Annotated in this window: 21 protein-coding genes; 10 read left to right on the forward strand and 11 right to left on the reverse strand. The window is 66.2% G+C overall.

Going from position 1 to position 26,871, the window contains the following annotated elements; all coding sequences use genetic code 11:
* Positions 1–127 precede the first annotated feature (127 nt).
* The 5 genes from LRS53_RS17445 to LRS53_RS17465 form a co-directional block, all read right to left on the reverse strand.
* Entirely contained in the window at positions 128–1,417 is a 1,290-nt protein-coding gene (locus LRS53_RS17445; protein ID WP_231356727.1) for an Nramp family divalent metal transporter, read from the reverse strand.
* A 96-nt stretch (positions 1,418–1,513) separates the two neighbouring features.
* Positions 1,514–2,209, reverse strand: coding sequence for a uracil-DNA glycosylase (gene ung, locus LRS53_RS17450; protein ID WP_231356821.1), 696 nt, complete (start codon positions 2,207–2,209; stop codon positions 1,514–1,516).
* A gap of 64 nt (positions 2,210–2,273) precedes the next feature.
* Positions 2,274–2,573, reverse strand: coding sequence for a hypothetical protein (locus LRS53_RS17455; RefSeq protein ID WP_231356728.1), 300 nt, complete (start codon positions 2,571–2,573; stop codon positions 2,274–2,276).
* Between the two features lie 85 nt (positions 2,574–2,658).
* On the reverse strand, positions 2,659–3,111 hold the full coding sequence (locus tag LRS53_RS17460) for an NUDIX hydrolase (RefSeq protein WP_231356729.1): 453 nt from the start codon (positions 3,109–3,111) through the stop codon (positions 2,659–2,661).
* Between the two features lie 50 nt (positions 3,112–3,161).
* Positions 3,162–4,283 carry a glycerophosphodiester phosphodiesterase gene (locus LRS53_RS17465; RefSeq protein ID WP_231356730.1) on the reverse strand — a complete coding sequence of 374 codons (1,122 nt, stop codon included), beginning with the start codon at positions 4,281–4,283 and terminating at the stop codon, positions 3,162–3,164.
* A gap of 295 nt (positions 4,284–4,578) precedes the next feature.
* Between LRS53_RS17465 and LRS53_RS17470 the strand changes: the two genes are divergently transcribed.
* The 7 genes from LRS53_RS17470 (at position 4,579) to LRS53_RS17500 (ending at position 14,182) form a co-directional block, all read left to right on the forward strand.
* Positions 4,579–4,794 carry a cysteine-rich CWC family protein gene (locus tag LRS53_RS17470; RefSeq protein ID WP_064307976.1) on the forward strand — a complete coding sequence of 72 codons (216 nt, stop codon included), beginning with the start codon at positions 4,579–4,581 and terminating at the stop codon, positions 4,792–4,794.
* Complete coding sequence (locus tag LRS53_RS17475; RefSeq protein ID WP_064307977.1) at positions 4,794–5,498, forward strand: pseudouridine synthase; 705 nt, start codon at positions 4,794–4,796, stop codon at positions 5,496–5,498. Before LRS53_RS17470 ends, LRS53_RS17475 begins: the two co-directional genes overlap by 1 nt.
* Before the next feature lie 60 nt (positions 5,499–5,558).
* Positions 5,559–6,530 carry an aldo/keto reductase gene (locus tag LRS53_RS17480; RefSeq protein ID WP_231356731.1) on the forward strand — a complete coding sequence of 324 codons (972 nt, stop codon included), beginning with the start codon at positions 5,559–5,561 and terminating at the stop codon, positions 6,528–6,530.
* A 57-nt stretch (positions 6,531–6,587) separates the two neighbouring features.
* The gene (rlmF, locus tag LRS53_RS17485; RefSeq protein ID WP_442968521.1) at positions 6,588–7,526 is read left to right on the forward strand and encodes a 23S rRNA (adenine(1618)-N(6))-methyltransferase RlmF; all 939 of its coding nucleotides are present in this window, start codon (positions 6,588–6,590) and stop codon (positions 7,524–7,526) included.
* A 605-nt stretch (positions 7,527–8,131) separates the two neighbouring features.
* On the forward strand, positions 8,132–9,769 hold the full coding sequence (mqo, locus tag LRS53_RS17490; RefSeq protein WP_231356733.1) for a malate dehydrogenase (quinone): 1,638 nt from the start codon (positions 8,132–8,134) through the stop codon (positions 9,767–9,769).
* A gap of 269 nt (positions 9,770–10,038) precedes the next feature.
* Complete coding sequence (locus tag LRS53_RS17495) at positions 10,039–12,678, forward strand: MGH1-like glycoside hydrolase domain-containing protein (protein WP_231356734.1); 2,640 nt, start codon at positions 10,039–10,041, stop codon at positions 12,676–12,678.
* Positions 12,679–12,799: 121 nt separating this feature from the next.
* Positions 12,800–14,182, forward strand: coding sequence for a GGDEF domain-containing protein (locus LRS53_RS17500; RefSeq protein ID WP_231356735.1), 1,383 nt, complete (start codon positions 12,800–12,802; stop codon positions 14,180–14,182).
* Here the strand turns inward: LRS53_RS17500 and LRS53_RS17505 are convergent, their stop codons facing one another.
* Positions 14,183–14,575, reverse strand: coding sequence for a hypothetical protein (locus LRS53_RS17505; protein ID WP_231356736.1), 393 nt, complete (start codon positions 14,573–14,575; stop codon positions 14,183–14,185).
* Positions 14,576–14,911: 336 nt separating this feature from the next.
* On the opposite strand from LRS53_RS17505, the gene LRS53_RS17510 reads away from it, so the two are divergent.
* Positions 14,912–16,723, forward strand: coding sequence for an ABC transporter ATP-binding protein (locus tag LRS53_RS17510; RefSeq protein ID WP_231356737.1), 1,812 nt, complete (start codon positions 14,912–14,914; stop codon positions 16,721–16,723).
* A gap of 64 nt (positions 16,724–16,787) precedes the next feature.
* Entirely contained in the window at positions 16,788–16,940 is a 153-nt protein-coding gene (locus LRS53_RS17515) for a hypothetical protein (protein ID WP_231356738.1), read from the forward strand.
* Positions 16,941–17,276: 336 nt separating this feature from the next.
* On the opposite strand, the gene treA is transcribed toward LRS53_RS17515, so the two are convergent.
* From treA to LRS53_RS17530, 3 genes are all read right to left on the reverse strand, one after another.
* Complete coding sequence (gene treA / locus LRS53_RS17520) at positions 17,277–18,920, reverse strand: alpha,alpha-trehalase TreA (protein WP_231356739.1); 1,644 nt, start codon at positions 18,918–18,920, stop codon at positions 17,277–17,279.
* A gap of 99 nt (positions 18,921–19,019) precedes the next feature.
* A complete protein-coding gene (locus LRS53_RS17525) occupies positions 19,020–20,933 on the reverse strand; it encodes a PAS domain-containing sensor histidine kinase (protein WP_231356740.1) in 1,914 nt (637 codons plus the stop codon).
* Positions 20,934–21,058: 125 nt separating this feature from the next.
* Positions 21,059–24,484 carry an AAA family ATPase gene (locus LRS53_RS17530; protein ID WP_231356741.1) on the reverse strand — a complete coding sequence of 1,142 codons (3,426 nt, stop codon included), beginning with the start codon at positions 24,482–24,484 and terminating at the stop codon, positions 21,059–21,061.
* Positions 24,485–24,656: 172 nt separating this feature from the next.
* On the opposite strand from LRS53_RS17530, the gene LRS53_RS17535 reads away from it, so the two are divergent.
* Complete coding sequence (locus LRS53_RS17535; RefSeq protein WP_231356742.1) at positions 24,657–24,794, forward strand: hypothetical protein; 138 nt, start codon at positions 24,657–24,659, stop codon at positions 24,792–24,794.
* 42 nt (positions 24,795–24,836) lie between these two features.
* Here the strand turns inward: LRS53_RS17535 and LRS53_RS17540 are convergent, their stop codons facing one another.
* Both LRS53_RS17540 and LRS53_RS17545 read right to left on the reverse strand, forming a co-directional pair.
* Positions 24,837–26,012: a zinc-dependent alcohol dehydrogenase gene (locus LRS53_RS17540; RefSeq protein WP_064308622.1), complete on the reverse strand. Its 1,176-nt coding sequence runs from the start codon at positions 26,010–26,012 to the stop codon at positions 24,837–24,839.
* Complete coding sequence (locus LRS53_RS17545; protein ID WP_231356743.1) at positions 26,012–26,851, reverse strand: SRPBCC family protein; 840 nt, start codon at positions 26,849–26,851, stop codon at positions 26,012–26,014. The genes LRS53_RS17540 and LRS53_RS17545 overlap by 1 nt, the downstream gene beginning before the upstream one ends.
* Positions 26,852–26,871: the final 20 nt, after the last annotated feature.

The raw sequence follows: 26,871 nt of genomic DNA on the forward strand, positions 1-26,871 counted from the left end.
GATGGCCTCTGCTGGAACCGGACCCGTCGCTAGATGCTGTGAAATCAAGCGGCTCGGCCATCGTCATCGAGACACTGGCCGCGCCGTTCTCGAGTGTTCTCTGCAAGGAGCACCCTGCCGGCAACGCTCAAAACAGCCGAGCGAGTTCGTTCAGGCTGAGGACGATGAACAGTGCCGCAGCCAGCCCCAGCAGGCCGTTGGACAGCCAGCCCGAACGCCACTCCTTGGGCACCCGCTTGGAGTTGAGCAGCCAGATCAGCGTCAGGGCCAGGAACGGCATGAAGAAGGCGCCAAAGGCCCCGTAGGCGATGATCAGGCCAAAGGGTCGGCCGAGCAGCAGCAACACCATCGGCGGGAAGGTCAGCCAGAGCACATAGAAGCGGAAGGCCGGGGTCTTTTCCAGATCACCCCGGTCGCCGGTGCCACCGGTGGCCTGGCGGACGAAGTCGGCGAACAGCAGGGACACGCCGTGCCACACCCCCAGGATCGAGGAGAAGGTGGTCGCCGCGAAGCCGATCAGGAAGACGGTGGAGACCACCGGGCCGAAGCGCTGCTCCAGCACCTCGTCCAGGTCGAGCAGGCCGCGATCGCCGCTGGAAAGGGTGATCTGCGCGGTATAGAGCAACTCGGCGCCGACGATGAGCATGGCGATGACGAAGATGCCGGTGGCGATATAGGCCACCTGGTTGTCCAGGCGCATCACGCCCATCCAGGCCGGAGTCCGCCAACCCTTGGCGTTCACCCAGTAGCCATAGGCGGCCATGGTGATGGTGCCACCGACGCCGCCGATGAGGCCCAGGGTGTAGATCGCCGAGCCTTCGGGGATGGTCGGCACCAGGCCGGTGACGGCATGGCCGAGGTTGGGCATGACCAGGATGGCCAGCCCCACCACCACCACGAACATCACGCCGATGAAGAACTTCATCGCCGCCTCAAACACCGCATAGCGATTGAGCAGCACGAAGACCGCGCCGGCGATGCCCGACAGGGCGCCCCAGGCCCAGAACGGCAGCACGTCCGGGAACAGCGCGGCCAGCGGCAAGGCCGTGGCGCTCATGGCGGTGCCGCCATAGACGAAGCCCCAGAGCACGATGTAGATGCCGAAGTACCAGTAGGTCCAGATGCCCAGGGAGCGCCAGCCTTCGAGCATGGTCGAGCCGGTGGCCAGGTGGTAGCGCGCGGAGCCTTCGGCCAGGGCGATCTTGACGATGCAGCCCACCACCGCGGCCCAGAGCAGGGCATAGCCGAAGCGCGAGCCGGCGATGAGGGTGGCGACCAGATCGCCGGCGCCGACCCCGGTCACCGCGACCACGATGCCCGGGCCTACCAGTTTCCAGCGCGCCAGGGTACCGCGGGGCGGTTGCGACGGATCGGCCGCCGAGGGGGTGGGCGCGACCTTGTTGTTGTTTTCGGTCATGGGCTCTCTCCGGTGTGGGACGTGCCTCGACTGTCCCGGATGACCGGTCAGTCAACAAGCGCCGGAGGATTACAAGGTGTAAACGCCTGAACCGCTCTAGGACAGTGGCGGCAGCGCCCAGTCGATGGGGGTGAGGCCGGCGTTGCGCAGGAATTCGTTGGTGCGGCCGAAATGGCAGTTGCCGATGAAACCGCGGTGGGCCGACAGCGGCGAGGGATGCGCCGACTTGAGGATCAGGTGCTTCTGGGGGTCGATGAGCGTCTGCTTGCTCTGGGCATGGCTGCCCCAGAGCAGGAACACCAGATTCTCGCGCTCGGCGCTGACCACCTCGATGATACGGTCGGTGAAGCGCTGCCAGCCGGCCTTGGCATGGGAACCGGCGTTGGCCTGCTCCACCGTCAGCGAGGTGTTGAGCAGCAGGACGCCCTGCTCGGCCCAGTGCTGCAGATAGCCGTGGTTGGGAATGGGCAGGTTCAGGTCGCGCTTGAGTTCCTTGAAGATGTTCTGCAACGACGGTGGTGCCGGCACGCCAGGCTGCACCGAAAAGCTCAGGCCGTGGGCCTGGCCCGGCCCGTGATAGGGATCCTGCCCGAGGATGACCACCCGGACCCGATCCAAAGGGGTGGTATTGAGAGCATTGAAGATCAGCGGACCGGGCGGATAAATGACCTTGCCCGCTGCCTTCTCGCGTCGGAGGAATTCGCTCAGCTGGCGCATGTAGGGCTGCTCGAATTCGTCGCGTAGCGCGGCTTTCCATTGGGGGTCGAGCTTGATGCGATCGTCGTCCACGATTCGGGGCTTCCTGGTCAAGACAAGGGCAGCACCCTAGGAAAGCTGGCTGCCCCTGTCAAACCCGCTACCAGCGCGGACCATAGCGCGGGCCCCAGCCAGGCGGACCATAACCCGGACGCGGCCCCCAGCCCGGCGGTCCCCAACCGGGACCCGGCCCCCAGTGAGGCGGTGGCGGCGGGACCGGTCGATAGTAGTAGCCGTAGCCATAGGGCCGCACGATGACCGCGGGCGGCGGATAGGCCGGCGTGCCGTAGAAGACCGCCGCAGGGGGTGCCGGACGGCTGTAATAGCGCGGGGACGTGTCGTAGACGGTGCAGCCGGTGAAGGTCAGGGCACAGAGCGACGCCAAGAGGAAATGGCGCATGGGGGAGATCTCCAGAACGGCCCGGATGGGCCTGGAGAAAGCTTAAGCTGGGCCCGCCGCTCGCGCTCGATTATCGCGCGTTCATTCAGCCGGGATTAAGAGACGCCGGCCCGTTCTCCTCCCGCTCGCCCAGGTAGTCCCGCAGCCGCGCCTGCAGATGAGGCACGGCCTGGGGATGGTCGAGAAAGTCGACGATGCTCATCAGCTGCCAGTGCTGGCCTTCGTCACCGAAGCGGATGGCGGCGATCTCGGCGGGATGCAACTGCCCGGCGAACAGCCAACTGGGCAGATAGCCCGGCTGACGCGGTGGATAGCAGCGCCCCCAGGTCAGCCGCGCCTTGTCCAGCACCAGGCCGAATTCTTCTTCCAACTCGCGCAGGGCGCAGCGCTCGGGCGTCTCGCCGTCTTCGCGACCACCGCCAGGCAGGTCCCAGAGGGCCGGCCAGGGGATGTCGGGCTTGTCGTCGCGCTGATAGACCAGGATCTGGTCAGCGCAGAGCAGCGCCAGCTTGGCGCCGTTGAAGGCATGGCGGGACATGCTGAACTTCCAGTGATGACGGGGAGACCGCCAGGCCTCCCCGCCGGGCCTCAATAACCCAACTGCTTGAGCAGGGCGCCAGGTGCCTGCTTGGCCGGCCGCTCATAGAACTTCAGCAGTTCGGCGCTGCGGTTGGTGAAGAAGCCATCCACAGCACGCGGCGCCAGGCGAGCGAAGTCCACCGCCGAATCCACGGTATAGGCGTGCACCAGCAGGCCGCGCTCGTGGGCCACGTCGTTCATCCAGGGCTTCACCAGGTCCGCGTAGCTCTGGTCGCCACCCTCCTCCAGTGCCGCCGATGGACCGATGCCGATGGCGCCATGGGCCTTGGCCCATTCGACCCAGGCGGTGAAGTCACCCTCGGAACGTACCTGCTGCTTGGCGTAGTAGGCCGCCTTGCTGGCCTCGCCCGACTCGGCATAGGTCGGCCCGGGCTTGGCCGGGATGTAGTCGTCGCCCAGCCACAGCAGCAGGATCTTCGGCGTATTGGGCATCTCCTTTTGCAGCAGCTCCAGGCTGCCTTTCTCGAAGGTCTGCAGGATCACCCGCCCGGGCATGGCGGCGACACCGGTGGCACCGGCCTTGGGCTGACCGAGCCAGCCGCGCTGGGTCAGCTTGGCCTTGAGATCGCGCTCGATGCCGGGGAACAGCTTGGGCTGCTTGGTCTCGATGTAGAGGCCCGGTTTGTTGCGCCCGCCCTCGGCGATGTCGATGACCTCGTCGAGGGTGAGGATCTTGAGTCCGGCGAACTTGGCTCGGGCGCGGTCGGGATGGGCCTGGTTGAACCAGCTGCCGGCATCCAGCGACTTGAGCTCGGCCAGGGTGAACTGGCTGACCGGCGCCTTGGCGCGCTCGGGAAAGCGCTTGGCGACATCGGTGGTGCGTTCCAGGGTGTCGTCGTGCAGGGCGATGAGCTGGCCGTCCTTGGTGCGCTGCAGATCGAGCTCCAGGTAGTCGGCACCCAGCTCTCGTGCCACCAGATAGGCCGGGGCGGTGGATTCCGGCGCATCGAAGGAGGCGCCGCGATGGGCGACCACCGCCGGCCAGGGAATGCCGGCCTGGCGGGCCAGGGTCTGGCCGACGTCGGCTTCGGTGGCCAGGGCCAGTTGGCTGACCAGCAGGGTTCCGGGTATGAGGGTACGGATCAGGGTGCGCAAGGCGTTTATTGTCATGGGGTCCTCGGGTGGTCCGACGGGTAGCGCTGAGGCTGCTGGAGATCGCACGCCCCTTGCAGGTTCGGCTGCGGCTCCACGGAAACAGCTGCAGAAGCCTAGCTCAAGGTGAGCGGATGGGTGGGTCGATCAAGAACGACAGCCTGTCGTCGATCCCCTACACCGCCCCCCTGAACAGCCTTCAGGTGGCAGACTGCACCCCGGATGTGACATTGGGCAGACACCCGGGGCAGCAGACGTTATCCAGGTCGCAATTTCCGGTACTCTGCCGCCCGCTTCGCCTGACGAGATCACCATGGCTGCATCACCCATCCCCTGCGATCCCACCCGCTGCCCGCTGTGCGGCAAAGCCAATAGCTGCGCCCTCGCCGCCGGTGGCGAGATCCACGATTGCTGGTGCCTGCAGACGCCGGTCGATCCAGCGGCCTTGACACGCCTGCCCGAGGACGAGCGCAACCAGCGCTGCCTGTGCCCGGCCTGCGCGGCGGGTATTGCGCGCGAATCCCGCTGATGCGCCTGGACCGTTGGCTGGGCAACAGACCCGAACTGGGTCGCCAACTGGCCCGCCGTCTGCTCGCCGAAGGCCGGGTGCGGGTCAATGGCGCCACCACCCAGCAGGCCGAGCAGGAGGTGTTCGCCTTCGATCGCATCGAGGCCGACGAACGCCTGCTGCAGGACGGTCCCGGCGGTCGCTATCTGATGCTCCACAAGCCACGTGGCTGCGTGAGCGCCACCGTCGACGCCCGCCATGCCACGGTGCTGGACTGCCTGGCGGCGGACCAGCGTGCCGATCTGCATCTGGCCGGCCGGCTGGACTTCAACACCACCGGCCTGCTGCTGCTCACCAACGACGGCCAGTGGTCGCGCGGCCTCAGTCATCCACGGCACAAGCAGACCAAGCGCTACCGGGTCACCACCGCCGAGGTCATCCCACCGCAGCTGGTGACCGCCTTCGCCGAGGGACTCTATTTCGCCTACGAAGACCTCACCACCCAGCCCGCCCAGTTGGAGCTGCTGGATGAGCACAGTGCCTACCTGACCCTGGTCGAGGGCCGCTATCACCAGGTCAAGCGCATGTTCGGCCGCTTCGGCATCGAGGTCATCGCCCTGCACCGCGATCGCATCGGCGCGCTGCCCCTGGATCCGGCGCTGGCCGAGGGCGCCTATCGCCCGCTCACCGGCACCGAGGTGGCCCTGCTACGTCCGGCGGATTAGGGGAACAGGACCTCGGGAGCACCGGTCGGGATGCAGACACGCACCACCCGGAGACCTTTCATGCGTATCGACATCCCCTCCCTCGGTTTCGGCGGCGCCCCTCTGGGCAACATGTTCCGCGAGGTAGGCGACGCCGACGCCCGGGCGACCCTCGAAGCCGCCTGGGATGCTGGCATCCGCCTCTATGACACCTCGCCGCACTATGGCGCCGGCCTGTCCGAGCGCCGCTTCGCCGAGGTGCTGGCCGACAAACCGCGCGATGACTTCGTCCTCTGCAGCAAGGTCGGTCGCCTGCTGGAACCGGCTGACCAACCGGAAAACGCCCCGCCGTTCGTCAACGAACTGCCCTTCAAGCGGGTGCTCGACTATTCCGCCGAGGGTGCCCGCCGCTCCATCGAAGCCAGCCTGGAACGCCTCAAGACCGACCGCCTCGACCTGGTCTGGATTCACGATCTCTCGGAAGACCAGCACGGTCCGGCCTGGCGCGACTACTTCGCCCAGGCCATGCAGGGGGCGGCGAAGGCCCTCACCGAGATGCGCGAGGAAGGCCTGATCCTGGGCTGGGGCCTGGGCGTCAACCTTGTGGAACCCTGCCGTCTGGCGCTGGAGCAAAGCGATCCCGACGCCTTCCTGCTGGCCGGTCGCTATTCGCTGCTGGACCCCCGCGAAGCCCTGGACACCCTCTTCCCCGAATGCGAACGCCGCGGCGTGGGCATCGTGGTGGGCGGGCCCTTCAACTCCGGCCTGCTGGCCGGCGGTAAGCATTACAACTATGCCGAAGCCGAGCCCGCGTTGCGCCGCAAGGTCGAATTGATCGAAGGCGTCTGCCAGGATCACGGGGTGGATATCCGCGCCGCGGCCCTGCAGTTCTGCCTGGCCCATCCCACCGTGGCCGCCACCATCCCCGGCAGCAGCACCCCGGAGCGGGCCCGGCAGAACGCTGAACTGCTGCGGGCGCCTATCCCCGCTGCCTTCTGGCGCAATCTGCGTGAGATCGGGGTATTGCCGGAAGATGCACCGACGCCAGCGTGAGCCCCTTTGCGTGAGTCAAGGGGGCGGCTGTGCTAGGCTCGCCGCCCCCTTTCGACCTTGCCCACCGCCATGACCTCGCCCCGCCGCCCCCTGCCTGGCCGCCCCGCGCCCCTGCATCCGCGCAATCGCCACCAGGGCAGCTATGACTTTCCGGCCCTGATGCGGACGAGCCCGGCGCTCAGGCCCTTCGTAGCACCGACGCCGCGGGGCAATCTGTCCATCGATTTCACCGATCCCCAGGCGGTTCGGGCGCTCAACCGGGCCTTGCTGGCGCTGCACCATGGCGTGCGGGACTGGGATATCCCCGCCGATTTCCTCTGCCCACCGATTCCCGGTCGGGCGGATTACCTGCATCATCTGGCCGATCTGCTGGCCGAGGGCACGGGTGGCCGGATTCCCCGTGGCGCGACGACGCGGCTGCTGGACGTAGGCACCGGCGCCAATGGCGTCTACCCGTTGATCGGTTTCAAGGAGTATGGCTGGCACTTCGTGGGCAGCGACATCGCCCCAGCGGCCCTGGACGCTTTCGGCCGCACCCTGGCCGCCAATCCGGATTGCGCCGCCGCCATCGAATTGCGCCACCAGCCGGATCCCCAGGCGATCTTTGCCGGCATCCTGCAACCCGGGGAGCGCTACGCCGCCACCCTGTGCAATCCGCCCTTCCACGCCAGTCCCGACGATGCCGTACGCGGCAGCACGCGCAAATGGAAGAACCTGGGCAAGACCACCGGCAAGCAGGTTCCCCTGCTCAACTTCGGCGGCCAGGCGGCCGAACTCTGGTGCCCCGGCGGCGAGGCAGCCTTTATCAAACGGATGATTCGCGAGAGCCGCGCCTTCGCCAAGCAGGTCGGCTGGTTCACCTGTCTGGTGTCCAAGGTCAGCAACCTGCCGCTGCTACAGGCGGCGCTGCGCCGCGAGCAAGCCAGCGAGATCCGTGTCGTGGCCATGGCCCAGGGCCAGAAGCAGAGTCGCTTTCTCGCCTGGCGTTTCGGCTAGTTGCTGTACGAAAAATGCCCGCGCGGCGATGTTTCGTTGAAAAAGGCCTGGATCGACAGCCCGCCCTAGGCCTCGTCTGACCTTAGCTCGTCGACCTTTCGTACAGTACCTGGTCGATCTTTCCACCCCTTGCTTACCGCTACGGACGACGACCCTTCGGCGGCTTTCTGGCCGGTTTCGTCGGTACCGCCGGCTATTCGCGGAGTGGCTCCGGCACCGCTGCGGTTCGCCCGCCGAGGCATCTGGCGGGACTTTGACCCAGGTCGCAAGAGATTAGACCAAAGGATAATAGGCAAAGCCTATGAATTACGGGCTAGGCATCCCCGGCCCTTCTCATTAAAATGTCCAGCAACAAAAACGCATGCGCATGTAGCCGCGCCCGAGACCTCTGTCTCCGGTCAGCCGCTGCCAAGGCCGCGCATTGCGTTTTTGCTCCGACTCCTCCGGTGACGCACAAGAGAGGGGCGGTGGAGGGACAAGAACCTGCCCTTGCGTGTTTCCGGCTGCATTCTGCCTTGCCCACTGCACATCTACCCATGTGCCATGGTGCCGCACCGCACCGAAACTCGATAAGCAGACCCCGCTTCTATCGATTGAGAGACCATATGCTGAAGAAAATGACTGGCGCGCTGCTCGGTGTAGCCATCGCCTCCGCCCTGGGCACCGCACAGGCCGAAGACATCAAGAAGGTCGACGTCCTGCTGATCGGCGGCGGCATCATGAGCTCCACCCTGGGCATCTGGCTGAACGAGCTGGAACCGAACTGGACCATGGAAATGGTCGAGCGCCTGGACAAGGTCGCCGACGAGAGCTCCAACGGCTGGAACAACGCTGGTACCGGCCACTCCGCCCTGGCCGAGCTGAACTACACCCCGGAAGACAAGGACGGCAAGGTCACCATCGCCAAGGCCATCGAGATCAACGAAGCCTTCCAGATCTCCCGTCAATTCTGGTCCTGGCAGGTCAAGAACGGCGTCCTCAAGGATCCGAAGAGCTTCATCAACAGCACCCCGCACATGAGCTTCGTCTGGGGTGACGAGAACATCGCCTTCCTGAAGAAGCGCTACGAAGCGCTCAAGGCCAGCCCGCTGTTCTCCGGTATGCAGTACTCGGAAGATCCCGCGCAGATCAAGCAGTGGGTTCCGCTGATGATGGAAGGCCGCGATCCCCAGCAGAAGATCGCCGCTACCTGGAGTCCGCTGGGCACCGACGTCAACTTCGGCGAGATCACCCGCCAGTTCGCCGCCAACCTGCAGTCCAAGCCGAACTTCAAGCTGAACCTGTCCAGCGAAGTCGAGAACATCACCCGCAATGCCGACGGCAGCTGGCGCGTGGAGTACAAGAATCTCAAGGACGGCAAGAAGACCGAGACCGACGCCAAGTTCGTCTTCATCGGCGCCGGCGGCGGTGCCCTGCACCTGCTGCAGAAGTCGGGCATCCCCGAGGCCAACGACTACGCCGGCTTCCCGGTGGGTGGCTCCTTCCTGGTCACCGACAATCCCGAGATCGCCCAGCAGCACCTGGCCAAGGCCTATGGCAAGGCCTCGGTGGGCGCACCGCCGATGTCGGTTCCGCACTTGGACACCCGCATGCTCGATGGCAAGCGCGTGATCCTGTTCGGGCCCTTCGCCACCTTCTCCACCAAGTTCCTCAAGCAGGGCTCCTACCTGGACCTGCTGACCAGCACCAACACCCACAACGCCTGGCCGATGGTGCGTGTGGGCGTGGCCGAGTACCCGCTGGTGGAATACCTCGCCGGCCAGCTGATGCTGTCGGATGACGACCGCATGGCCGCCCTGCGCGAGTACTTCCCCAATGCCAAGAAGGAAGATTGGCGCCTGTGGCAAGCCGGTCAGCGCGTGCAGATCATCAAGCGCGACGCCGACAAGGGTGGCGTGCTGAAGCTGGGCACCGAGATCGTCGCGGCCAAGGACGGCAGCCTCGCCGGCCTGCTGGGCGCCTCCCCAGGTGCCTCGACCGCCGCGCCCATCATGCTGAGCGTGCTGGAGAAGGTGTTCAAGGACAAGGTCGCGACCCCGGAGTGGCAAGCCAAGCTGCACCAGATCGTGCCCAGCTACGGCACCAAGCTCAACGGCGATCCCGAGCGCGTGCAGCAGGAGTGGAACTACACCGCCGAAGTGCTGCAACTGGCCACCCCGCCGGTCGCCACCGGCAGCCAGAACGCCAAGGCCACCGTCAGCGCTCCGCGCGCCGACAAGGCCGCCAACGACATGGCGCTGTAAATCGCCGTCAGACCCGCTGTGCAAGCAGCGGGCTCACCGCGATAAGCAAAGGCCCCACCCCGATCCGGCGTGGGGCTTTTTTTCGCCCCTGCATTGGCCGTGATAGAGCCCTTGCGCCCAGCCAGGCCCTGTGACAAAAACCGCAACGGCGTGAATTTTTTCCCGCCAGACAGGCACTAAAACAGCAGCGATACGCCGAGGCAGCTCATTGCACGCCACAATGCTGATCTATCCTCAAGCCTTAACCGTTACCTGAATCTGGAGACACGATGACGGCACATCCCGCCCCGGGCATCCTGCATACCCGAGAAGGCCAGCGCCTGGCTGATACCGACGCCGCCGCCTGGCGGCAGTGGGGGCCCTACCTGAGCGAGCGCCAGTGGGCCACGGTCCGTGAAGACTACAGCGCCGATGGCGACGCCTGGCGCTACTTTCCCCATGACCATGCGCGCAGCCGCGCCTATCGCTGGGGGGAAGACGGCCTCGCCGGTTTCTGCGACAAGGCTCAGCAATGGTGCCTGGGCATCGCCCTGTGGAACGAGCGCGATCCCTTCCTCAAGGAACGCCTGTTCGGCCTGACCAACGCCGAGGGCAACCATGGCGAAGACGTCAAGGAGCTGTACTTCTACCTGGACGGAGTGCCGAGTCACGCCTACCAGAAGATGCTCTACAAGTATCCCCACGCCGCCTTTCCCTATGCCCAGCTCACCGAGGACAACGCCCGGCGTGGGCTGAACGATCGCGAGTACGAGATCCTCGACACTGGCGTCTTCGACGAAGATCGCTATTTCGACGTCACCGTCGAATACGCCAAGCACACCCCCGACGACATCCTCATGCGGGTCACCGTGGAAAACCGCGGGGCCGAGCGCGCCAGCTTGCGGGTGCTGCCGCAGATCTGGTCGCGCAACACCTGGGCCTGGACCGGCACCCCGCCGCGCTCCATGCTCAGCCTGGAAGGCGACCAGGTCCGCGCCAGCTATTTCGACCGGCCCGACCTGGTGGTGAGCGCCTGGGGCCCCCGCGAGGTCGAGTGGCTGTTCTGCAACAATGAAACCAACCTGCCCCGCCTCACCGGCGAGCCGGCCGAAGGCCCCTTCAAGGACGGCATCAACGACTACGTGGTGCGCGGTGCCCGCGAGGCGATCCGCCGCGACTTCGGCAGCAAGGCGGCCGCCCATTTCGCCGTGGAGCTGGAGGGTGGCGCCAAGACCGTGGTCTACCTGCGCCTGGCGCCCACCAACGCCCTGTCGGTGGATGCCGACGCCGTCTTTGCCGAGCGCATCGCCGAAGCCGATGCCTTCTATGCCGCCCTGCAGGAAAAGATCGCCGAGCCCGATGCGCGCCTGGTGCAGCGCCAGGCCCTGGCCGGCCTGCTCTGGTCCAAGCAGCTCTACTATTTCGAGGTCAATCGCTGGCTCGATGGCGACCCGGCCCAGCCGACGCCACCCGCCCAGCGCCAGCGCATCCGCAACGGTCACTGGCGCCACCTGCTCAATTTCGACATCGTCTCCATGCCGGATAAATGGGAGTACCCCTGGTACGCCTCCTGGGACCTGGCCTTCCAAGCGGTCGCCTATGCGCTGATCGATCCCGGTTTCGCCAAGCAGCAGCTGCTGCTCCTGGTGAAAGACAGATTCATGCACCCCAACGGCCAGTTGCCGGCCTACGAGTGGAATTTCGAGGACGCCAATCCGCCGGTGCACGCCTGGGCCACCTGGCACGTCTACCTGCAGGACAAGTCCCTGACCGGCGTGGGCGATCGGGTCTTTCTCGAACGGGTCTTCCACAAGCTGCTGCTGAACTTCTCCTGGTGGATCAACCGCAAGGACACCGAGGGTCGCAACATCTTCCAGGGCGGCTTCCTCGGCCTGGACAACATCGCCCTCTTCGACCGCTCGGCGCCCCTGCCGGAGGGCTATCACCTGGATCAGGCCGACGGTACCGCCTGGATGGCCGCTTATGCCCTGGACCTGATGCGCATCGCCCTGGAGCTGGCCAAGGAAAATCCGGTGTACGTCGATCTGGGGGTCAAGTTCTTCGAGCACTTCCTGCACATCGCCGGCGCCATCAACCACAGCGATGATCGCGAAGACGGCCTCTGGGACGAACAGGACGAATTCTTCTATGACGTCCTGCACAAGGCCGATGGCAGCGCCGAGCCGCTGCGCCTGAGGTCCATCGTCGGCCTCATCCCGCTGTTCGCGGTGCAGGTGCTGGAACAGCGCGAGCATGAAGGCCTGCCCGGCCTGGGCGGACGGCTACGCGGCTTCCTGCGCCAACGTCCGGACCTCGCGCGACTGGTCTCGCGCTGGACCGAACCCGGCCAGGGCAATAGATTCCTGCTCTCGTTGCTGCGCGGCCATCGCACCAAGCTGTTGCTCAAGCGCATGCTGGATGACCAGGAATTCCTCTCCGAATACGGCATCCGCTCGCTGTCCAAGGCTCACGAGCAGCAGCCCTTCGAGATGCGCCAGGCCGACGGCAACCTGCTCAGTGCCCGCTACCAGCCGGCGGAATCGGATTCGCGCCTCTATGGCGGCAACTCCAACTGGCGCGGGCCACTGTGGATGCCGATCAACTACATGCTCATCGAGTCGCTGCACGAATTCCACCGCTACTACGCTGACAGCTTCTCGGTGGAATACCCCAGCGGTTCCGGCTACCTGGCCAATCTGGAAGAGGTCGCCGACGGCCTCAGCCAGCGCCTGACCCGGCTGTTCCTCAAGGACGCCGACGGCAAGCGCCCGAGCATGGTCGACTATCCGCAATTGCAGAACGATCCGCGCAGTCGCGACCTGGTGCTGTTCCACGAGTACTTCCATGGCGAAAACGGCCGTGGACTCGGGGCCTCGCACCAGACCGGCTGGAGTGCCCTGGTGGCACTGCTGCTGCAACCCCGGCGCTAGCCCGAGCACGCCACGGTGCCGGTCCTGGCCGGCACCGTGGCAGACTGCAACAAGGCTGCAGTTTTCCTCTGCCACCCCGGATACTATGCTTTAGCCAGACATCCCGCCTTCGCGAGCCCGCATGACTGCCCCCGATGACGCCCTGCGTCTCCAAGCCCTGAGCGAATTGCAGATTCTCGATAGTGGCGTCGAAGCCGCCTACCAGGACATCGTCGTCCTGGCCTGCCAGCTGACCCGGGCGCCGGTGGCCTTCATCACCCTCGCCGATCGACATCGCCTCTGGTTCAAGGCCTGTCAGGGCCTGACGGTAGCCGAGGTGTCGGTCGACGCCTCCCTCTGCCACCTGGCGATCCGTACCCCACGTGAGCCTTTTCTGGTGGAAGACCTGCAAAGCGATCCTCGCGTTGCCCATCTCAGGTCAGCTCCTGGTCTGGAAGGGATGCGCGCCTACCTGGGCATTCCCCTGCTCGACCGGCACGGGGTCGCCCTTGGAACCCTCTGCGTGATGGACGACCGGGTTCGGCGTTTCGAGACGGCCCAGGTCGACAACCTGCAACGGCTGGCCCGACAGGTCATCATCCTGCTGCAACAGCGCGAGACCCTGCGCCAACTGGAAGAGCTAGACATCAACTTTTCGGCCTTCATGAACAACGGGCCCTTCATCGCTTACATCAAGGACCGCGACTGGCGCTACCGCTATGTCAACGAGCCGTTTCTGCAGCAGTTGGAATTGACCCGCGACGAGGTCCTCGGCCAGGACGACTTCAGCATCTGGCCAGAGGCGGCGCCACGCTTTCGCCAGGTCGACGAACAGGTGATGAACGAACTCAAGCCGAGCCGACTCGTCGAGCGCATGACTGTCCACGACGGTAGGCGCATCTTCTGGCAGTCCTACAAGTTTCCCCTGGTCACCCGGCAGGGCATCGCCCTGGCCGGATTGTCGGTGGACGTCACCGAGCACATCGAGCAACAGCACCTGCTGGAGGCCTCGCAACGCCAACTGCTGGACATGATGCAGGCCGCCGAGCAGCGCAGCGTCACCGATGCCCTGACCGGTCTGTTCAACCGACGTGCCTTCGACCTGCGCCTGGCAGAGCACTTGCTGCGTGCCGAGGAGCAGCGTACGCCCTTGTCCATGCTGTTGATCGACGTGGATCACTTCAAGGCCTACAACGATGCCTATGGTCACCAGGCAGGTGATAGCGCCTTGCAGACCGTCGGCCAGTTGCTGCTACAGAGCTGCCGCGACAACGACGCCTGCTTCCGCTATGGCGGCGAGGAATTCGCAATCCTGTTGCCGGGTGCCGATCTCACCGCGGCCCATCTGGTGGCCGAGCGCTGTCGTGCGAGCGTGGCCAATCACGCCTGGCCACGGAGTCCAATCACCCTGAGCATTGGCATCGCCACCTATGCTACGGGGATGGACGCCTATGCTCTCACCGAACAGGCTGACAAAGCGCTCTATGCGGCCAAGGGCGCTGGCCGCAATCGTGTGGCGGGCTGATCAAGGAACGACCTTATAGTGGTTCTGTACCGCCCCGGTCTTGCCGTCCAAAAACCACAATCCTTCCGCTGATTGCTTAACCGTGTCGCACTCACGCGGATATCCGGGCGAGTCAATGCAGATTTGCCCATTAGCAACCGTCCAGCGCTCGACGAGCCGCTCAGAGCCCATGGTGAACAGATTGGTGCCATCCGCATTGAAGGTCTGAGTGACAGACTCTCCCCTTTTGCTTTTGGTCTGCAAGGTCTTGCCGATAAGGGCCGCACGGATGCCGGCATCGTCCAGCGTGACGGCATGTGGCGGCGGCGGTTCGTGTCCTGGTTGTGGGCCGCTCGCGCAGGCAACGGTCACCAGCACTACGACGACCAGTGACGATTTCGATATCAGGTCCATGGCGTAGATCCTTGAGGGAGGGAGCTTTACCCTGCCAGTTCGCCCACTACTGCGCATCCTTCAAATGAAGGATGCCTGATCGCAGAAAACAAAAAACCCGCCGAAGCGGGTTCTTTGTTGCGACCATCCCAACATCCTGTCAGGCGCCATCCTGGCCTGGTCTTCGTCCGTGACCTCAGGGCTGCGCATCCTGCGCGGCTGATGGGTGTAGATTACGCAGTCCACGGCAGTGGCAACATGGCCAGGTGACACCAGGACGTGTAAGCCTTTTGCCATAGCCTAGGGAACACCACGACCGCCGCCCCACCTAATGCTGACCCCTGCCGAAGACCCACCATGGCCCTCTCCACCTCCTTCGCTATCGTGCAACAGCAGATGCGCCGCGCTGCCGGCCTGGTCTGGAGCACCTCTCCCGCACTGATGATCGGCCTGTTCCTGGCGACCCTGGTCGCCGGCCTGCTGCCGGCCCTGGCCGCCTGGCTGGGACAGCGTATCGTCGATGCCGTGGTAGCGGCCATGCGGCTGCATGCCGAGCAGGGCCAGGCACCACTGTGGCCGGTACTGAAATTCGTGCTGGCCGAAGCCGGGGTACTGGCAGCCCTGGCGGGCGCCCAGCGCCTGCTATCGGTGCAGCAATCGCTGCTGCGGGTGCGCCTGGGGCAGACCGTGAATCTGCTGATCCTGGAAAAGGCCCAGACCCTGTCCCTGGCGCAATTCGAGGACGCGGATTTCTACGACAAACTGGTGCGGGCCCGGCGCGAGGCCTCCATCCGGCCCCTGGCGCTGGTGACCAAGTCCCTGACCCTGTTGCAGAACCTCATCTCCCTGGTCAGCTTCGCCGTGCTGCTGGTGCATTTCTCGCCTTGGGCCCTGCTGCTCCTGGTGGTAGGCGCCCTGCCGGTGTTTCTGGCCGAAGCGCGCTTTTCCGGCGATGCCTTTCGCCTGTTCAGCCGGCGTGCGCCCGAGACCCGCCGCCAGACCTATCTGGAAACCCTGCTCTCCCACGAGGCCTACATCAAGGAGGTCAAGCTGTTCGGCCTGGCGCCGCTGCTGCTGGAGCGCTATCGCACCACCTTCACCAAGCTCTATGCCGAGGACCGCCGCCTGACCCTGAGGCGTGACGGCTGGGGGTTCGTCTTTGGCCTGCTGGGCACCCTCGCCTTCTATGCCGCCTATGCCTGGGTGGTGCTCGATACCGTGCGCGGTCGCCTGAGCCTGGGCCAGATGACCCTCTATCTCACCCTGTTCCGCCAGGGTCAGGCGGCGGTCAGCGCCAGCCTGACGGCCCTGGGCGGGCTCTACGAAGACAGCCTCTACCTGAGCAATCTCTACGACTATCTGGGCCAGCCGACCAGTGCCGAGGGCGGCAGTCTCACCCTGGGCAGCCAGCCTGGCGATGGCCTGAGATTCGAAGGGGTCGGCTTCACCTATCCGGGTGCGACCGCGCCGACGCTAGAGGACATCAGCTTTCACCTGGCGCCGGGCCAGAGCCTGGCCCTGGTGGGGGCCAATGGTTCGGGCAAGACCACCCTGATCAAGTTGCTGACCCGCCTGCACAGCCCGACGCGGGGCCGTATCCTGCTCGATGGCAGCGATCTGCAGGAGTGGCAGCCGGCGGCGCTGCACAGGCGCATCGGCGTCATCTTCCAGGACTTCATCCGCTACCAGCTCACCGCCGGCGAGAACCTGGGGGTCGGCGATACCGCGGCCTTCCACGACGAGGCACGCTGGCGCAAGGCGGCCGAGCAGGGCCTGGCCGACGAGGTCATCGCCGGCTTGCGCGAAGGTTACGCGACCCAGTTGGGGCGCTGGTTCCTGGGCGGCCAGGAATTGTCCGGCGGGCAGTGGCAAAAGATCGCCCTGTCGCGCGCCTATATGCGCGAAGACGCCGATATCCTGGTGCTGGACGAACCCACCGCCGCCCTGGACGCCGCCGCCGAAGCGGTGATCTTCGAGCGCTTTCGGGCCCAGGCGCAGCAGCGCATGACCCTGCTGATCTCGCACCGCTTCTCCAGCGTGCGCAACGCCGATCAGATCCTGGTGCTGGAAGGTGGAGAGATCCGCGAACGCGGCGATCATGACCATTTGCTGGCCAGCGGCGGCCGCTATGCCCAGCTGTTCGATCTGCAGGCCCGGGGTTATCGCTGATCGCCGGTGGCGAACTTCGCGCAGGGCGCTCTGCCCAACCTTAACAACCACTCGCGGAGGCCGCATGAACGATCAGATCAAGGAAAACCCCAACGACCTGGACATCGATCCGGACATCGCGCCCGATCCCGAAGAGCCCGTAGGCGATAATCCGGATGACAAGCCGGTTGAGGAACGCCTGCCGCAGAAGAATCCGCGCGATCCGGAGTACAGCTGATGAACGCCATCCTGCCGCTGCCCGAGGATGAAGATCCGGAAGGGCTGCATCCGGCGGAGCTGCCGGCCGACGAAGACGACGCGCCGCCGGTGGATCCGCTGTGACGTCTAGAGTCAGTATCCGGATGGATCTGGCGTAGGGTTTGCTCTCACCCTAGCCCTCTCTTGGAGGGAGAGGGGGAAATAGCGGCCCGTAGGTTGGGTTGAGCGCAGCGAAGCCCAACGCTTTTCAGGTCGGCACAGGTTTGTTGGGCTTCGACGATGGGGCTGTCTCAGCCCAACCTACGGGTATTCCGCATCATGAAAAGGTCCGCCGTAGCGGACCTTTTCTTTGGCCTTATTTCGTGCCGGGTTGCGGTTGGTAGAGTTCGAGCAGCTTGAGCGTGACGCCGTTGGTCCAGCCGAAGCCGTCCTGCAGCTCGTACTCGCCGCCGCCACCGCCCTGGCCACCGGTGAGGTCGTATTTTTCCACCAGCTTCTGCTCCCGGGCGTAGAGATTCTGCACCTGGGTCAGGAAGCGGGTGCCGATGTCCGCCGCAAGCTTGTCCTGCTGGTAGCGGCGCAGGCCATCCACGGCCACCCACTGCAGCGGTGCCCAGCCATTGGGCTCATCCCACTGCTGGCCAGTCTTGACCGTAGTGGTGGCAATGCCACCCGGACGCAGCAGCTGGTTGGCCACGGTCGCGGCGGTCTGGTCGGCGCTGCTCTGGCTGGCCGCACCCACGAACAATGGGAACAACGTCGCCGCGGTGACCTTGTCGGTGCGGCGCTTGGCCTGCCAGTCGAAGTCGGTGTAGTAGCCGGCGGGATTCCACAGGTAGCGATCGATGGCCTGCTGGCGGGTCTTGGCCTTCTGGCTGTAGGCCTGGACGCAACTGGCCTCGCCGGTCTTTTCGCAGGCCTTGGCGATGGTCTGTTCCAGGTGATAGAGCAGGCTGTTCAGATCCACCGGGGCGATGGCGGTGGTGCGGATGGTCGCCAGGGTCTTGCCGTCGCCGAGCCAGCGCGAGGAAAAGTCCCAGCCACTCTCGGCACCCGCGCGCAGGTCTCGATAGACCTCGCCGGCCGGTCGACCCTTGGCCTGGGCGGCGGTGGCCAGGTCTTCCATATAGGATTCCTGGCGCGGGGTGTCGCGGGCGTCCCAGTAGCGATTGAGCAGGGTGCCGTCGGCCAGCTTGACCACATGGGCATTGGCCTGGCCTGCCTGCAGCCCTTCGGCGCCGGCCATCCAGTAGGCGTATTCCTTCTGCAGCTGTGGCAGGTAGCGACGATAGGCGGAATCGCCTTCCAGGCTGGCCTGCAGGTCGACCATGTAGGCGAAGAACGGCGGCTGCGAGCGACTCAGGTAGTAGCTGCGATTGCCGTTGGGGATGTGGCCGTAGACGTCGATCTCATGGGCGAAGTTGTCCACCATGTCGCGGACCAGGTCGGTGCGCCCATCCTTGGCCAGGCCCAGCATGGTGAAGTAGGAATCCCAGTAGTACACCTCGCGGAAGCGACCGCCCGGTACCACATAGGGCTTGGGCAGCGGCAACAGGCTGCTGTAGGCCGGGACCTCTTCGTAATGGCGGGTTAGTACCGGCCAGAGGTCCTTAACGTGGGTGGGCAGGTTGGCGCCCGCCTTAGGCGGCTCGGCCTTGATCGGAGCGGATTCTTCGAAGTTGGCGCTGACGAAGGCCTTGAGGTCGAAGCCCGGCTTGTCGCGCTGGGCCAGGTAGTCCTGGCGGATGTCGGCCGGATTGCGCTTGGGCAGGGCATCGACGAAGTGCTTCTGGTCGGTGAACAGCTTGCCCTGCTGCACCGCGGCGAACAGCTCGGGATAGGCCTGGTCCGGCGGCACGGCGCGGGCGTTGCTGGCGTCACGCCAACTCCAGGTCGGGGTTTCCGGCTTGCTGCCCTCATGGGCGCAGGCGGCGAGAAAGGCGATGGACAGGGACAGGACGAGCATCCGCGCGGGTGGCGCAGGTGGCAGGCGTTTCATGAAGCGCTCCTTTTCTTGTCGACACGACAGCAGCCGCAACAGACGTTGCGACACGAAAGGATCGACCCTGAAGCGCCGCGACAGTTCGCCGCGACGGGCTCAGCTACCCGGGCGCAGGCGCCTCACGCTGCGCGCCAGTTCCTCCAGGCCGAAGGGCTTGCCGATGAGTTCGACACCCCCCTCGGCCAGCTCCGGCAAGGACGCGGGATCGGCCTGGCCGGACAGATAGAGCACCGGCAACCCGGGGGTGGTGGCCCTGGCTTGCTCGGCCAGTTGCCGGCCATCCAGCCCGGAGAGGCCGAGACTGGTCACCAGCAGATCGATGCGGAGGGTGCCCGAGGCGATAAGGGCAACCGCGGTGGCGCTGTCGGCCACCGCCAGCGGGGTGTAGCCCAGTTCCGCCAGCACCTCGCCGATGATGACGCGAACCTCGCGCTCTTCCTCGACGATCAGCGCGCAGTCACCGGAGACATCCGGCAGCACCGGGCCTTCGGCTTCGCTGGGGGTGGGCTGCACCTCGGGCTGGGCCAGCAACCGCGGCAGATAGAGACTGATGCAAGTGCCCTCGCCCACCACCGAGTGGATTTCCACCTGGCCGCCGGATTGGCGGACGAAACCATAGATCATCGACAGGCCGAGACCGGTGCCGCGACCGCTGGGCTTGGTGGTGAAGAAGGGCTCGCAGGCACGCTTGAGGGTATCGGCGTCCATGCCGGTGCCGGTATCGCAGACCTGGATACGGACGAAATCACCGGCCACCGTATCGATCGGCAAGCCGATGCTGAGAGGGCCGCTGACGTTTTCCACCCAGATGCTCAGGTTGCCGCCTTCGGGCATGGCGTCGCGGGCGTTGATGGCCAGGTTGAGAATGGCGTTTTCCAACTGGTGCGGATCGCAATGCAGCAGCCAGAGGTCGGCGTCCAGCTGAACGTCCTTGCGGATCTTCTTGCCCAGGCTGTGGCGCAGCAACTCGTGCATGCCCTGCACCAGCTGACCGGCATCCACCGGGCGCGGTTCGAGCACCTGACGGCGGGCGAAGGCCAGCAGGCGCTGGGTCAGGGCAGCGGCGTTCTCGGCCGAGCGGGTAGCGGTGTCCAGATAGCGCTCCAGCTCCTGGATGCGTCCCTGCTGCACCCGCCGACGCATCAGGTCGAGCGAGCCGACGATGCCGGTCAGCAGGTTGTTGAAGTCGTGGGCGATGCCTCCGGTGAGTTGGCCGATGGCTTCCATCTTCTGCGCCTGGCGCAGTTCCTCCTCCAGGGCCACCAGCTCCTGGCTGCGCACCTCGATGCGTTCTTCCAGGTTGCGGTTGAGTTCGTCCAGGGCCTCGCGGGCCCGCACGGTTTCGCTGACGTCGCGAGAGATGGAGAGGAATTTCAGGGGGTTGCCGTCATCGCCCAGGATCGGCGTGACCACCACGTCCCACCAGCGCCGGGTACCCTTGGCGGTGGGCGCGAGCCCGGTGAAGCGGCCGATGCCGCCGTGGCGCGCTGCCTCGATCGCGGCCAGCACCTCGTGACGCTGCCCCTCGGGCCAGAGTTCGGCCCAGAGGCGCCCCTGGAAGGGAATGAAGTCATCGATCTCCATGACCATCAGGCCGCCCGGATTCATATATTCCAGGCGCCCTTCCAGATCGATCAGCTTGATGCAATCGACGCTGCAGACCATGACGCTGCGCTTGAAGGCCTCGCCCTGCCAGAGTTCCGCCTCATGGCGGCGCTGCGCGGTGACGTCCAGCATTACGCCGCCGGCCTCGCGGCGCTGGAACTGCAGGCAGCGCAACTGGCCATCGGCACCCTGGTGCCAGGCCTCCCAGACCTGCCCTGGCGCGGGCAGCAGTCCCTCGGGCGGCGCACTGCGACTCTGCAGGCCGCTCAGCACCTCGGCGGGTGGAAGGCCCCGGGCCAGCACCTCGACGTCCCGTTCCAGCATGGCCGCACAGGCGGCATCCGCACGCCATTCGGCGCGGCTGGGATCATATTCGAACAGGCCGACGGCAAGGAACTGGGACATGGTAGGTAGTGGCCGGTGAAGGAAAGAGATGTCATTGCGCTAGCAGACCCGGAAAACCTGTCTAAGTTAACAGTTTCGGCGTTTCGCTTCGCGCTGGCCTTCGACCACTGCTCCAGAAAAATTACTCACTCGGTCGCGTTTTTCTCCACGGCATAGCGCCGCTCCAGGCCGCTGTGACCCAGACCGACGCCCTTGCGCACCTTGAGCTGCACCGGAATGCGTTCCTTGAGCGCCTCCACGTGGCTGATGATGCCGATGGTCTTGCCGCTGGCATTGAGCTGGTCGAGGGCATCTAGGGCGACCTCCAGGGTCTCGCCATCGAGGGTGCCAAAGCCCTCGTCGAGAAACAGCGAATCGATGCCGGTGCGCTGACTGACCAGATCCGACAGGGCCAGCGCCAGAGCCAGACTCACCAGAAAGCTCTCGCCACCGGACAGGGTACGGATGTCGCGCAGGGCATCGGCCTGCCAGGTGTCGAGGATCTGCAGTTCCAGTTCCGCCGCCTGGCGCCGGATCAGCCGATAGCGGCCGTGCAGACGCATGAGCTGACCATTGGCCAGGTGCACCAGGTGATCCAGGGTCAGGCCCTGGGCGAACTTGCGGAATTTGGCGCCGTCGGCCGAGCCGATCAGGCCGTTGAGGTGCTGCCAGAGATCGTGATCGCGCTCCTGGGCGGCGATCTCGCCGAGCAGGGCCTGCAGGCCGTCCCGGCGCCGTTCGTCTTCGCGCAGGGCGGCGTTGACCTCGCCCTGGCGCTGGCCCAGCGCACGCAATTCGGCGCTGGCGGCGGCCAGTTCGGCATCCAGCTCGGCGGCGCTGCGCTCGGTCTGCGGCGCGGCGTTCAAGGTTGCCAGGCGTTCCTGCGCCGCACCGGCCAGGGCGCGAGCCTCGGTCAGGGCGGTCTCCAGGCGGCTGCGCTCCGCGGTCAGGGCGCTGTGCTCGCCGTCGTCCAGTTGCGCGGCGCGCCAGGCGTCGGCATCGGCAAAGGCACTGGCGGCCAGGGCGGCCTGCCAGCGCTCGTTGGCCTCGCGGGCTTGACGTGTCTCACCCGCCAGCCGCTCGTGCAGCGCCTGGTGGGTCCCCTGCAGCGCCGCCCCCTGCTCGCGGCAGTCTTCCCAGGTCCCGGTGGCCTCAACGAGGACGGCGGCGGCGTCTTGCGGCGCTACCGTGGCAGGCGCGACCTCGCCAGCGCGCTGGCGCCAGGTCGCCACCAGCGGGGCAAGCGTGGCCAGGCGCTGGGCGCTGTCCTTCAAGCGCTGCTGCAACGCCTGCGCCCGTTGGCAATCGGCCTGCCAGAGTCGCCATTCCTGGTCGCGCTGGGCCAGCCATTCCGCCGCGCGACGGGGTACCTCATGGCCCCAGCCGGCCAGTTCCTCGCCCAGTCGACGCTCGGCACTGGTCTGTTGCGCCTGGGCTTCGCGCTGCTCGTCGGCCCCCTCGGCCAGCGCCTGGCGAGCCCGCTCCCAGGCCGCCTCGGCCAGGGCCAGGCGCTGTTCGGCATCGGCCTGCTGGCGCGTCAGGCGCAAGGCCTCCTGGCGGCTTTCCTCGCCCTGCTGGCGCAGACCATCCAGGGTGGCGAGCACCTGCTGGATGCGCGCCAGTTCCTGATCCTGACGGCGGCGCAATTCGGCCACCGCGCCGGGCGCCTCGGGATCGGCGCCCAGGGCCGTGCAACGCTGGCGCCAGAGTTCGCCCAACTGCTCCACTTGTTGACTGGCCTCGGTCTGCTGCTCGTTGGCCTGATCGAGTTGCGCCTTGAGCGCGGCCAGGGCTTCGCTGAGTTCCTTGCCCTCCTGGGTCAGGCGCTCCAGTTCGGCCTTGGCGTCCTGCAGGGCGGTCTGGGTGGCGGAAACGTCCAGAGCGGCATAGTCGGCCACCGCGGGATGCTCGCGAGAGCCGCACAGCGGACAGGGTTCGTCGGGCTGCAATGCGGCACGCTGGGCTTCCAGGCTGCGGATGACCCGCTCCTGTTCGAGCAGCTTCTCGCGCTCGCGCACCTGCTGGGCCACTTCGCGGTAGCGTCCGCGCAGGGCATCCAGGCGCACCTGATGATCGCCATGCTGGCGCTGGCGCTCGCCCTGGCTGCGCGCCAGGCGCTCCAGCTGGGTCTGCAGCTGGCGCCGACGCTCGACCAGCTGATCCAGCTGGTCCACCTCGTTGACCCGGCCCAGCGCGGCCTGCCAGAGGGCACGCCAGGCCTTTTCGTCGCGCCCGTCCAGCGCCGCCTGCCAGCGTTCGGTCTGGGCCTGCTCCGCCGCCAGGGCCTGGGCGGCCTGCTCGCGGGCGCGGGTCAGCGCCCCCTGCTGGGCCTCGCGCTCCTCGGCCAGCAACTGCAGCTGGCGGGTCTGCTCCTGCTGGCGGCGGGTCAGGCGGGTCAGGGCCTCGGCTCTTTCGTCGCGCAGCGCCAGTTGGCTGCGCCAGTCGCCCAGGCGTTCGCCGAGTTCGGCATGGCGGGTACGCTCGGCCAGACTCTGCTCCAAGCGCTGGTGTTCCTCTACCGCCTGGGCCTGCTCCGCTTCGGCCTGGCGCAGCTGTTCGCCACTGGCGCCCAGGGCCTGGGCCAGGGCGGCGTCGCGGCGCCTGGCCAGGGTCTGGATGCGTTGATCGAGCTGTTCCAGCTCTTCCCGGCTGCGCTGTTCGCGGGTCTGGGCCTCGCGCCAGGCCTGTTCGATGGGCAGCAATCGCGCCGCCGGTTCGGCCGCCGCCAATCGCTGGCGCTGCGGCTCGGCGGCCTCCCAGGCCTGCTGCGCCGCGGCCAGGCGCGCCTCGGCCTGCTGCTCGCCCGCCACCGCCTGCTCCAGGGCGGTCAGCCACTGGCGTTGGGCCTGCCAGGTCTTGAGGTCGGCGCCCAGCTGTTCTTCACGCTGCGCCAGACCGAGACCCTCGACGGCCAGCGCCTGACGGCGTTCGTCGTCCAGCACCTCGACTCCCGCGACATGCTGGCGCAAGCCGTCCAGCACGCCCTTGGCCTCCCGCGCCCGCTCGTATACCCGCTGGGAGATCTGGCCGTACACGGCGGTCCCGGTCAGCTCTTCCAGGAGTTCGGCGCGCTGGCTGGCACTGGCCTCCAGGAAGGCGGCGAAGCCCCCCTGGGCCAGCAGCATGGAGCGGGTGAAGCGCTCGAAGTCGAGGCCGGTGAGTTCTTCGGTGAGCCTGAGCTTGTCACCGGTCTTCTCGGCGAGAATGGTCCCATCGAGCCGGGCCAGTTCCACTTTGGGCGGTTGCAGGGCGCCATCGGCACGATCCCGCGCGCGCCTCTGACTCCAGAAGGCCCGGTAGCGCTCGCCACGCACGGCGAACTCCACCTCGGCGAGGCAGTCGCCGGTATGGCGGGTCATGAGTTCGTTGCTCTCCCCGCCCACCTTGCTCATGCGTGGGGTGCGGTGATAGAGCGCCAGGCAGATGGCATCCAGCAGCGTGGTCTTGCCCGCCCCGGTCGGTCCGGTGATGGCGAACAGGCCACTGCTGGCGAAGGGTTCGGCGGTGAAGTCGATCTTCCACTCACCCTTGAGGGAATTGAGGTTCTTCAGGCGCAGGGTGAGGATCTTCATCAGGCTTTTCCAGGACGACTCGGCGAACCGCCGATTCTGGCATTGTTGGGCGCGCGCGCCCACGCCAACCGACCATTCGACCTATGGTCATGCCCGCTGCTGAACTTGCTTCCCGCTCCGTTCTCAACAGAAAGGTACCGCCTTGCAACAACGTTTCCTGGGAGGATCCGTCGTGCGCTCACCTCTGTCTCCCTTCGATTTTCTTGGCATGCCGCTGCTGATCGGCCTGGGCATCCTGGCACTGGTCAGTTGCGGTGGTGATGACCAGACCGCTGCGCTCTGGCAGCCGCTGACAACCTGGCTGGTCTAGCGGATAAAAAGCCCGACGATCCTGGGATCGCCGGGCGGCCCCTCAAGGCATGAACACCGCCCTCATGCAGTTCTTGTCCTTGGACTTGAACAGCTCGTAGCCATAGGGCGACTCTTCCAGGCTCATCGGATGGGTGAGCAGGTAGGACGGATCCAGCTCGCCCTTCTGGATATGCTCGAACAGCCGCTCCACATAGCGCTGCCCCGGCTGCTGACCCGATCTCAGGGTCAGGGCCTTGTTGACGATGGCGCCCATGGGAAACTTGTCGATCAAGCCGCCATAGACACCAATCACCGACACCGTACCGCCCTTGCGACAGGCGCGGATGGCCTGGCGCAACGCCGACCCGCGCTCGGTGTGCAGGCGCAGCATCTGCTTGGTCTTGTCGTAGGCGTAATCCAACTGGGTGCCATGGGCCTCCATGCCGACGCAATCGATGCAGCGATCGGGGCCGCGCCCGCCAGTCAGTTCCAGCAAGGCTTCATGGATGTTGGTGGTCTCGTAGTCGAGGACGATGGCACCGGCCTTCTCGGCCGCCAGCTGCAGGCGATCACTGAAGCGGTCGATGGCAATGACCCGCTCGGCGCCCAGCAGGTAGGCGCTGCGAATGGCCATCTGGCCAACGCCACCACACCCCCAGACCGCCACGGTATCACCGGGCTGGATGTCGGCGATGTCGGCGGCGTAGTAGCCGGTTGGCACGGCATCGGACACGAACACCGCCTGGGCATCGCTGACGCCGTCGGGCACCTTGAACAGGTTGACGTCGGCATAGGGCACCCGCACGTAGGTCGCGTGGCTGCCGGCATAGCCGCCGAAGGCGTGGCTGTAGCCAAAGATGCCGGAACAGGGCTGCCCGTAGGCCAGTTCGGTCATTTCAGGCTTGGGATTGCTGTTGTCGCAGCAGTTGTAATCCTCGCGCTGGCAGTGCTCGCAGTCACCGCAACCGATGATGGAGACGGTCACCACCCGATCGCCCACGGCCAGGCCCTGGTTGCGCAAGCTGCTGCCCAGCTCGACGATCTCGCCGAGGAATTCGTGGCCGATGATGTCGCCGGGTTTCATCGCCGGGACATAGCCGCCCAGCAGGTGCAGGTCCGAGCCACACACCGAGGACATGATGATGCGCACGATGGCATCGCGCGGATTGAGGATCTCCGGATCCGGGACGGTTTCCACCTGCAGACGGTTGGGGGCTTGCCAGGTCAGGGCACGCATCAGTTCGCCCTCCCCGGAGTGCCGAGGCCGGCGTCGATGTCAGCCGAGGGTTCATCGGCCGGGCGAGTCACCGGCGGATGGGGCGGCGCCAGCGGGCGACCGCTGCGCGAGACCTCGGGGGTAGCGATCTCGCCGGTCTCCAGTTGCTGCTTGAGGTGGCGCAGGCCGAGGTTGACCGCCTTGCCGGTGAAGCGGCTGATGCCTTCGGTGACGGCATGACCGAGCAGGCCGGCCGGGGCTTCGCAGGCCAGCACGACCTGCACCAGGGTGCCACGGCCCTGGGGGGCGTCACTGAAGGTCAGGCTGGCCTTGTGCGCCATGAAGGTGCCGGGCACGGTGCTCCACAGCAGGAACTCGTTCTCGCGGCGCTCGCTCTGCTCCAGGGTCCAGCTCAGGGTGCGTCCCAGGGGACCGGAGGCATGCCAGTGGCTGTCGCCATCGGCGCCCAGTTCGATGCGGTCAACGAAGGGCAGCAGCTCGCGCAGCTTTTGCAGGTCGGCGCAGTAGGCGAACACCTCTTCACGCGGCCGCGCGATGGTGACGCTGCGCTGGATGGCGGTGGGATTGCGCCAGCCCCAGCGCTCGGCTAGGGCCTGCTCGAAAGGCGACGGCTGCAGTGCGGCCTTGAGTTCGCAGCGCTGGCGTACCCCGCGGCTGAGGGCCATGGCGCCCAGCGCCATTTTCACGCAGCCGGCCAGGCCACCGCGGCGCAGGCCGCCAAGGATCAGCAGACCGCCGCCGAGCAGGGAAACCACCCGTTCGGTGCCCTGGACGTTGGGGACCTGGTTGTCGGAACGCTCATGGCGCGTGGCGGCGAGGGGTTGGGATAGGTCGTGCATGGGGTCTCCTCCGGTATGGG

Origin of the sequence: Pseudomonas sp. PLB05 (assembly GCF_021106615.1) — a bacterium.
Lineage (GTDB): Bacteria > Pseudomonadota > Gammaproteobacteria > Pseudomonadales > Pseudomonadaceae > Chryseomonas > Chryseomonas benzopyrenica.

Bases quoted from the DNA above. Each gene is read 5' to 3' on its own strand.
- LRS53_RS17510 (WP_231356737.1), top strand. From the start codon at position 14,912: ATGGCCCTCTCCACCTCCTTCGCTATCGTGCAACAGCAGATGCGCCGC.
- LRS53_RS17545 (WP_231356743.1), bottom strand. From the start codon at position 26,851: ATGCACGACCTATCCCAACCCCTCGCCGCCACGCGCCATGAGCGTTCC.
- LRS53_RS17540 (WP_064308622.1), bottom strand. From the start codon at position 26,012: ATGCGTGCCCTGACCTGGCAAGCCCCCAACCGTCTGCAGGTGGAAACC.
- treA (WP_231356739.1), bottom strand. From the start codon at position 18,920: ATGAAACGCCTGCCACCTGCGCCACCCGCGCGGATGCTCGTCCTGTCC.
- LRS53_RS17500 (WP_231356735.1), top strand. From the start codon at position 12,800: ATGACTGCCCCCGATGACGCCCTGCGTCTCCAAGCCCTGAGCGAATTG.
- LRS53_RS17445 (WP_231356727.1), bottom strand. From the start codon at position 1,417: ATGACCGAAAACAACAACAAGGTCGCGCCCACCCCCTCGGCGGCCGAT.
- LRS53_RS17530 (WP_231356741.1), bottom strand. From the start codon at position 24,484: ATGAAGATCCTCACCCTGCGCCTGAAGAACCTCAATTCCCTCAAGGGT.
- LRS53_RS17455 (WP_231356728.1), bottom strand. From the start codon at position 2,573: ATGCGCCATTTCCTCTTGGCGTCGCTCTGTGCCCTGACCTTCACCGGC.
- LRS53_RS17470 (WP_064307976.1), top strand. From the start codon at position 4,579: ATGGCTGCATCACCCATCCCCTGCGATCCCACCCGCTGCCCGCTGTGC.
- LRS53_RS17465 (WP_231356730.1), bottom strand. From the start codon at position 4,283: ATGACAATAAACGCCTTGCGCACCCTGATCCGTACCCTCATACCCGGA.
- LRS53_RS17505 (WP_231356736.1), bottom strand. From the start codon at position 14,575: ATGGACCTGATATCGAAATCGTCACTGGTCGTCGTAGTGCTGGTGACC.
- mqo (WP_231356733.1), top strand. From the start codon at position 8,132: ATGCTGAAGAAAATGACTGGCGCGCTGCTCGGTGTAGCCATCGCCTCC.
- LRS53_RS17515 (WP_231356738.1), top strand. From the start codon at position 16,788: ATGAACGATCAGATCAAGGAAAACCCCAACGACCTGGACATCGATCCG.
- LRS53_RS17460 (WP_231356729.1), bottom strand. From the start codon at position 3,111: ATGTCCCGCCATGCCTTCAACGGCGCCAAGCTGGCGCTGCTCTGCGCT.
- LRS53_RS17475 (WP_064307977.1), top strand. From the start codon at position 4,794: ATGCGCCTGGACCGTTGGCTGGGCAACAGACCCGAACTGGGTCGCCAA.
- LRS53_RS17495 (WP_231356734.1), top strand. From the start codon at position 10,039: ATGACGGCACATCCCGCCCCGGGCATCCTGCATACCCGAGAAGGCCAG.
- LRS53_RS17525 (WP_231356740.1), bottom strand. From the start codon at position 20,933: ATGTCCCAGTTCCTTGCCGTCGGCCTGTTCGAATATGATCCCAGCCGC.
- LRS53_RS17480 (WP_231356731.1), top strand. From the start codon at position 5,559: ATGCGTATCGACATCCCCTCCCTCGGTTTCGGCGGCGCCCCTCTGGGC.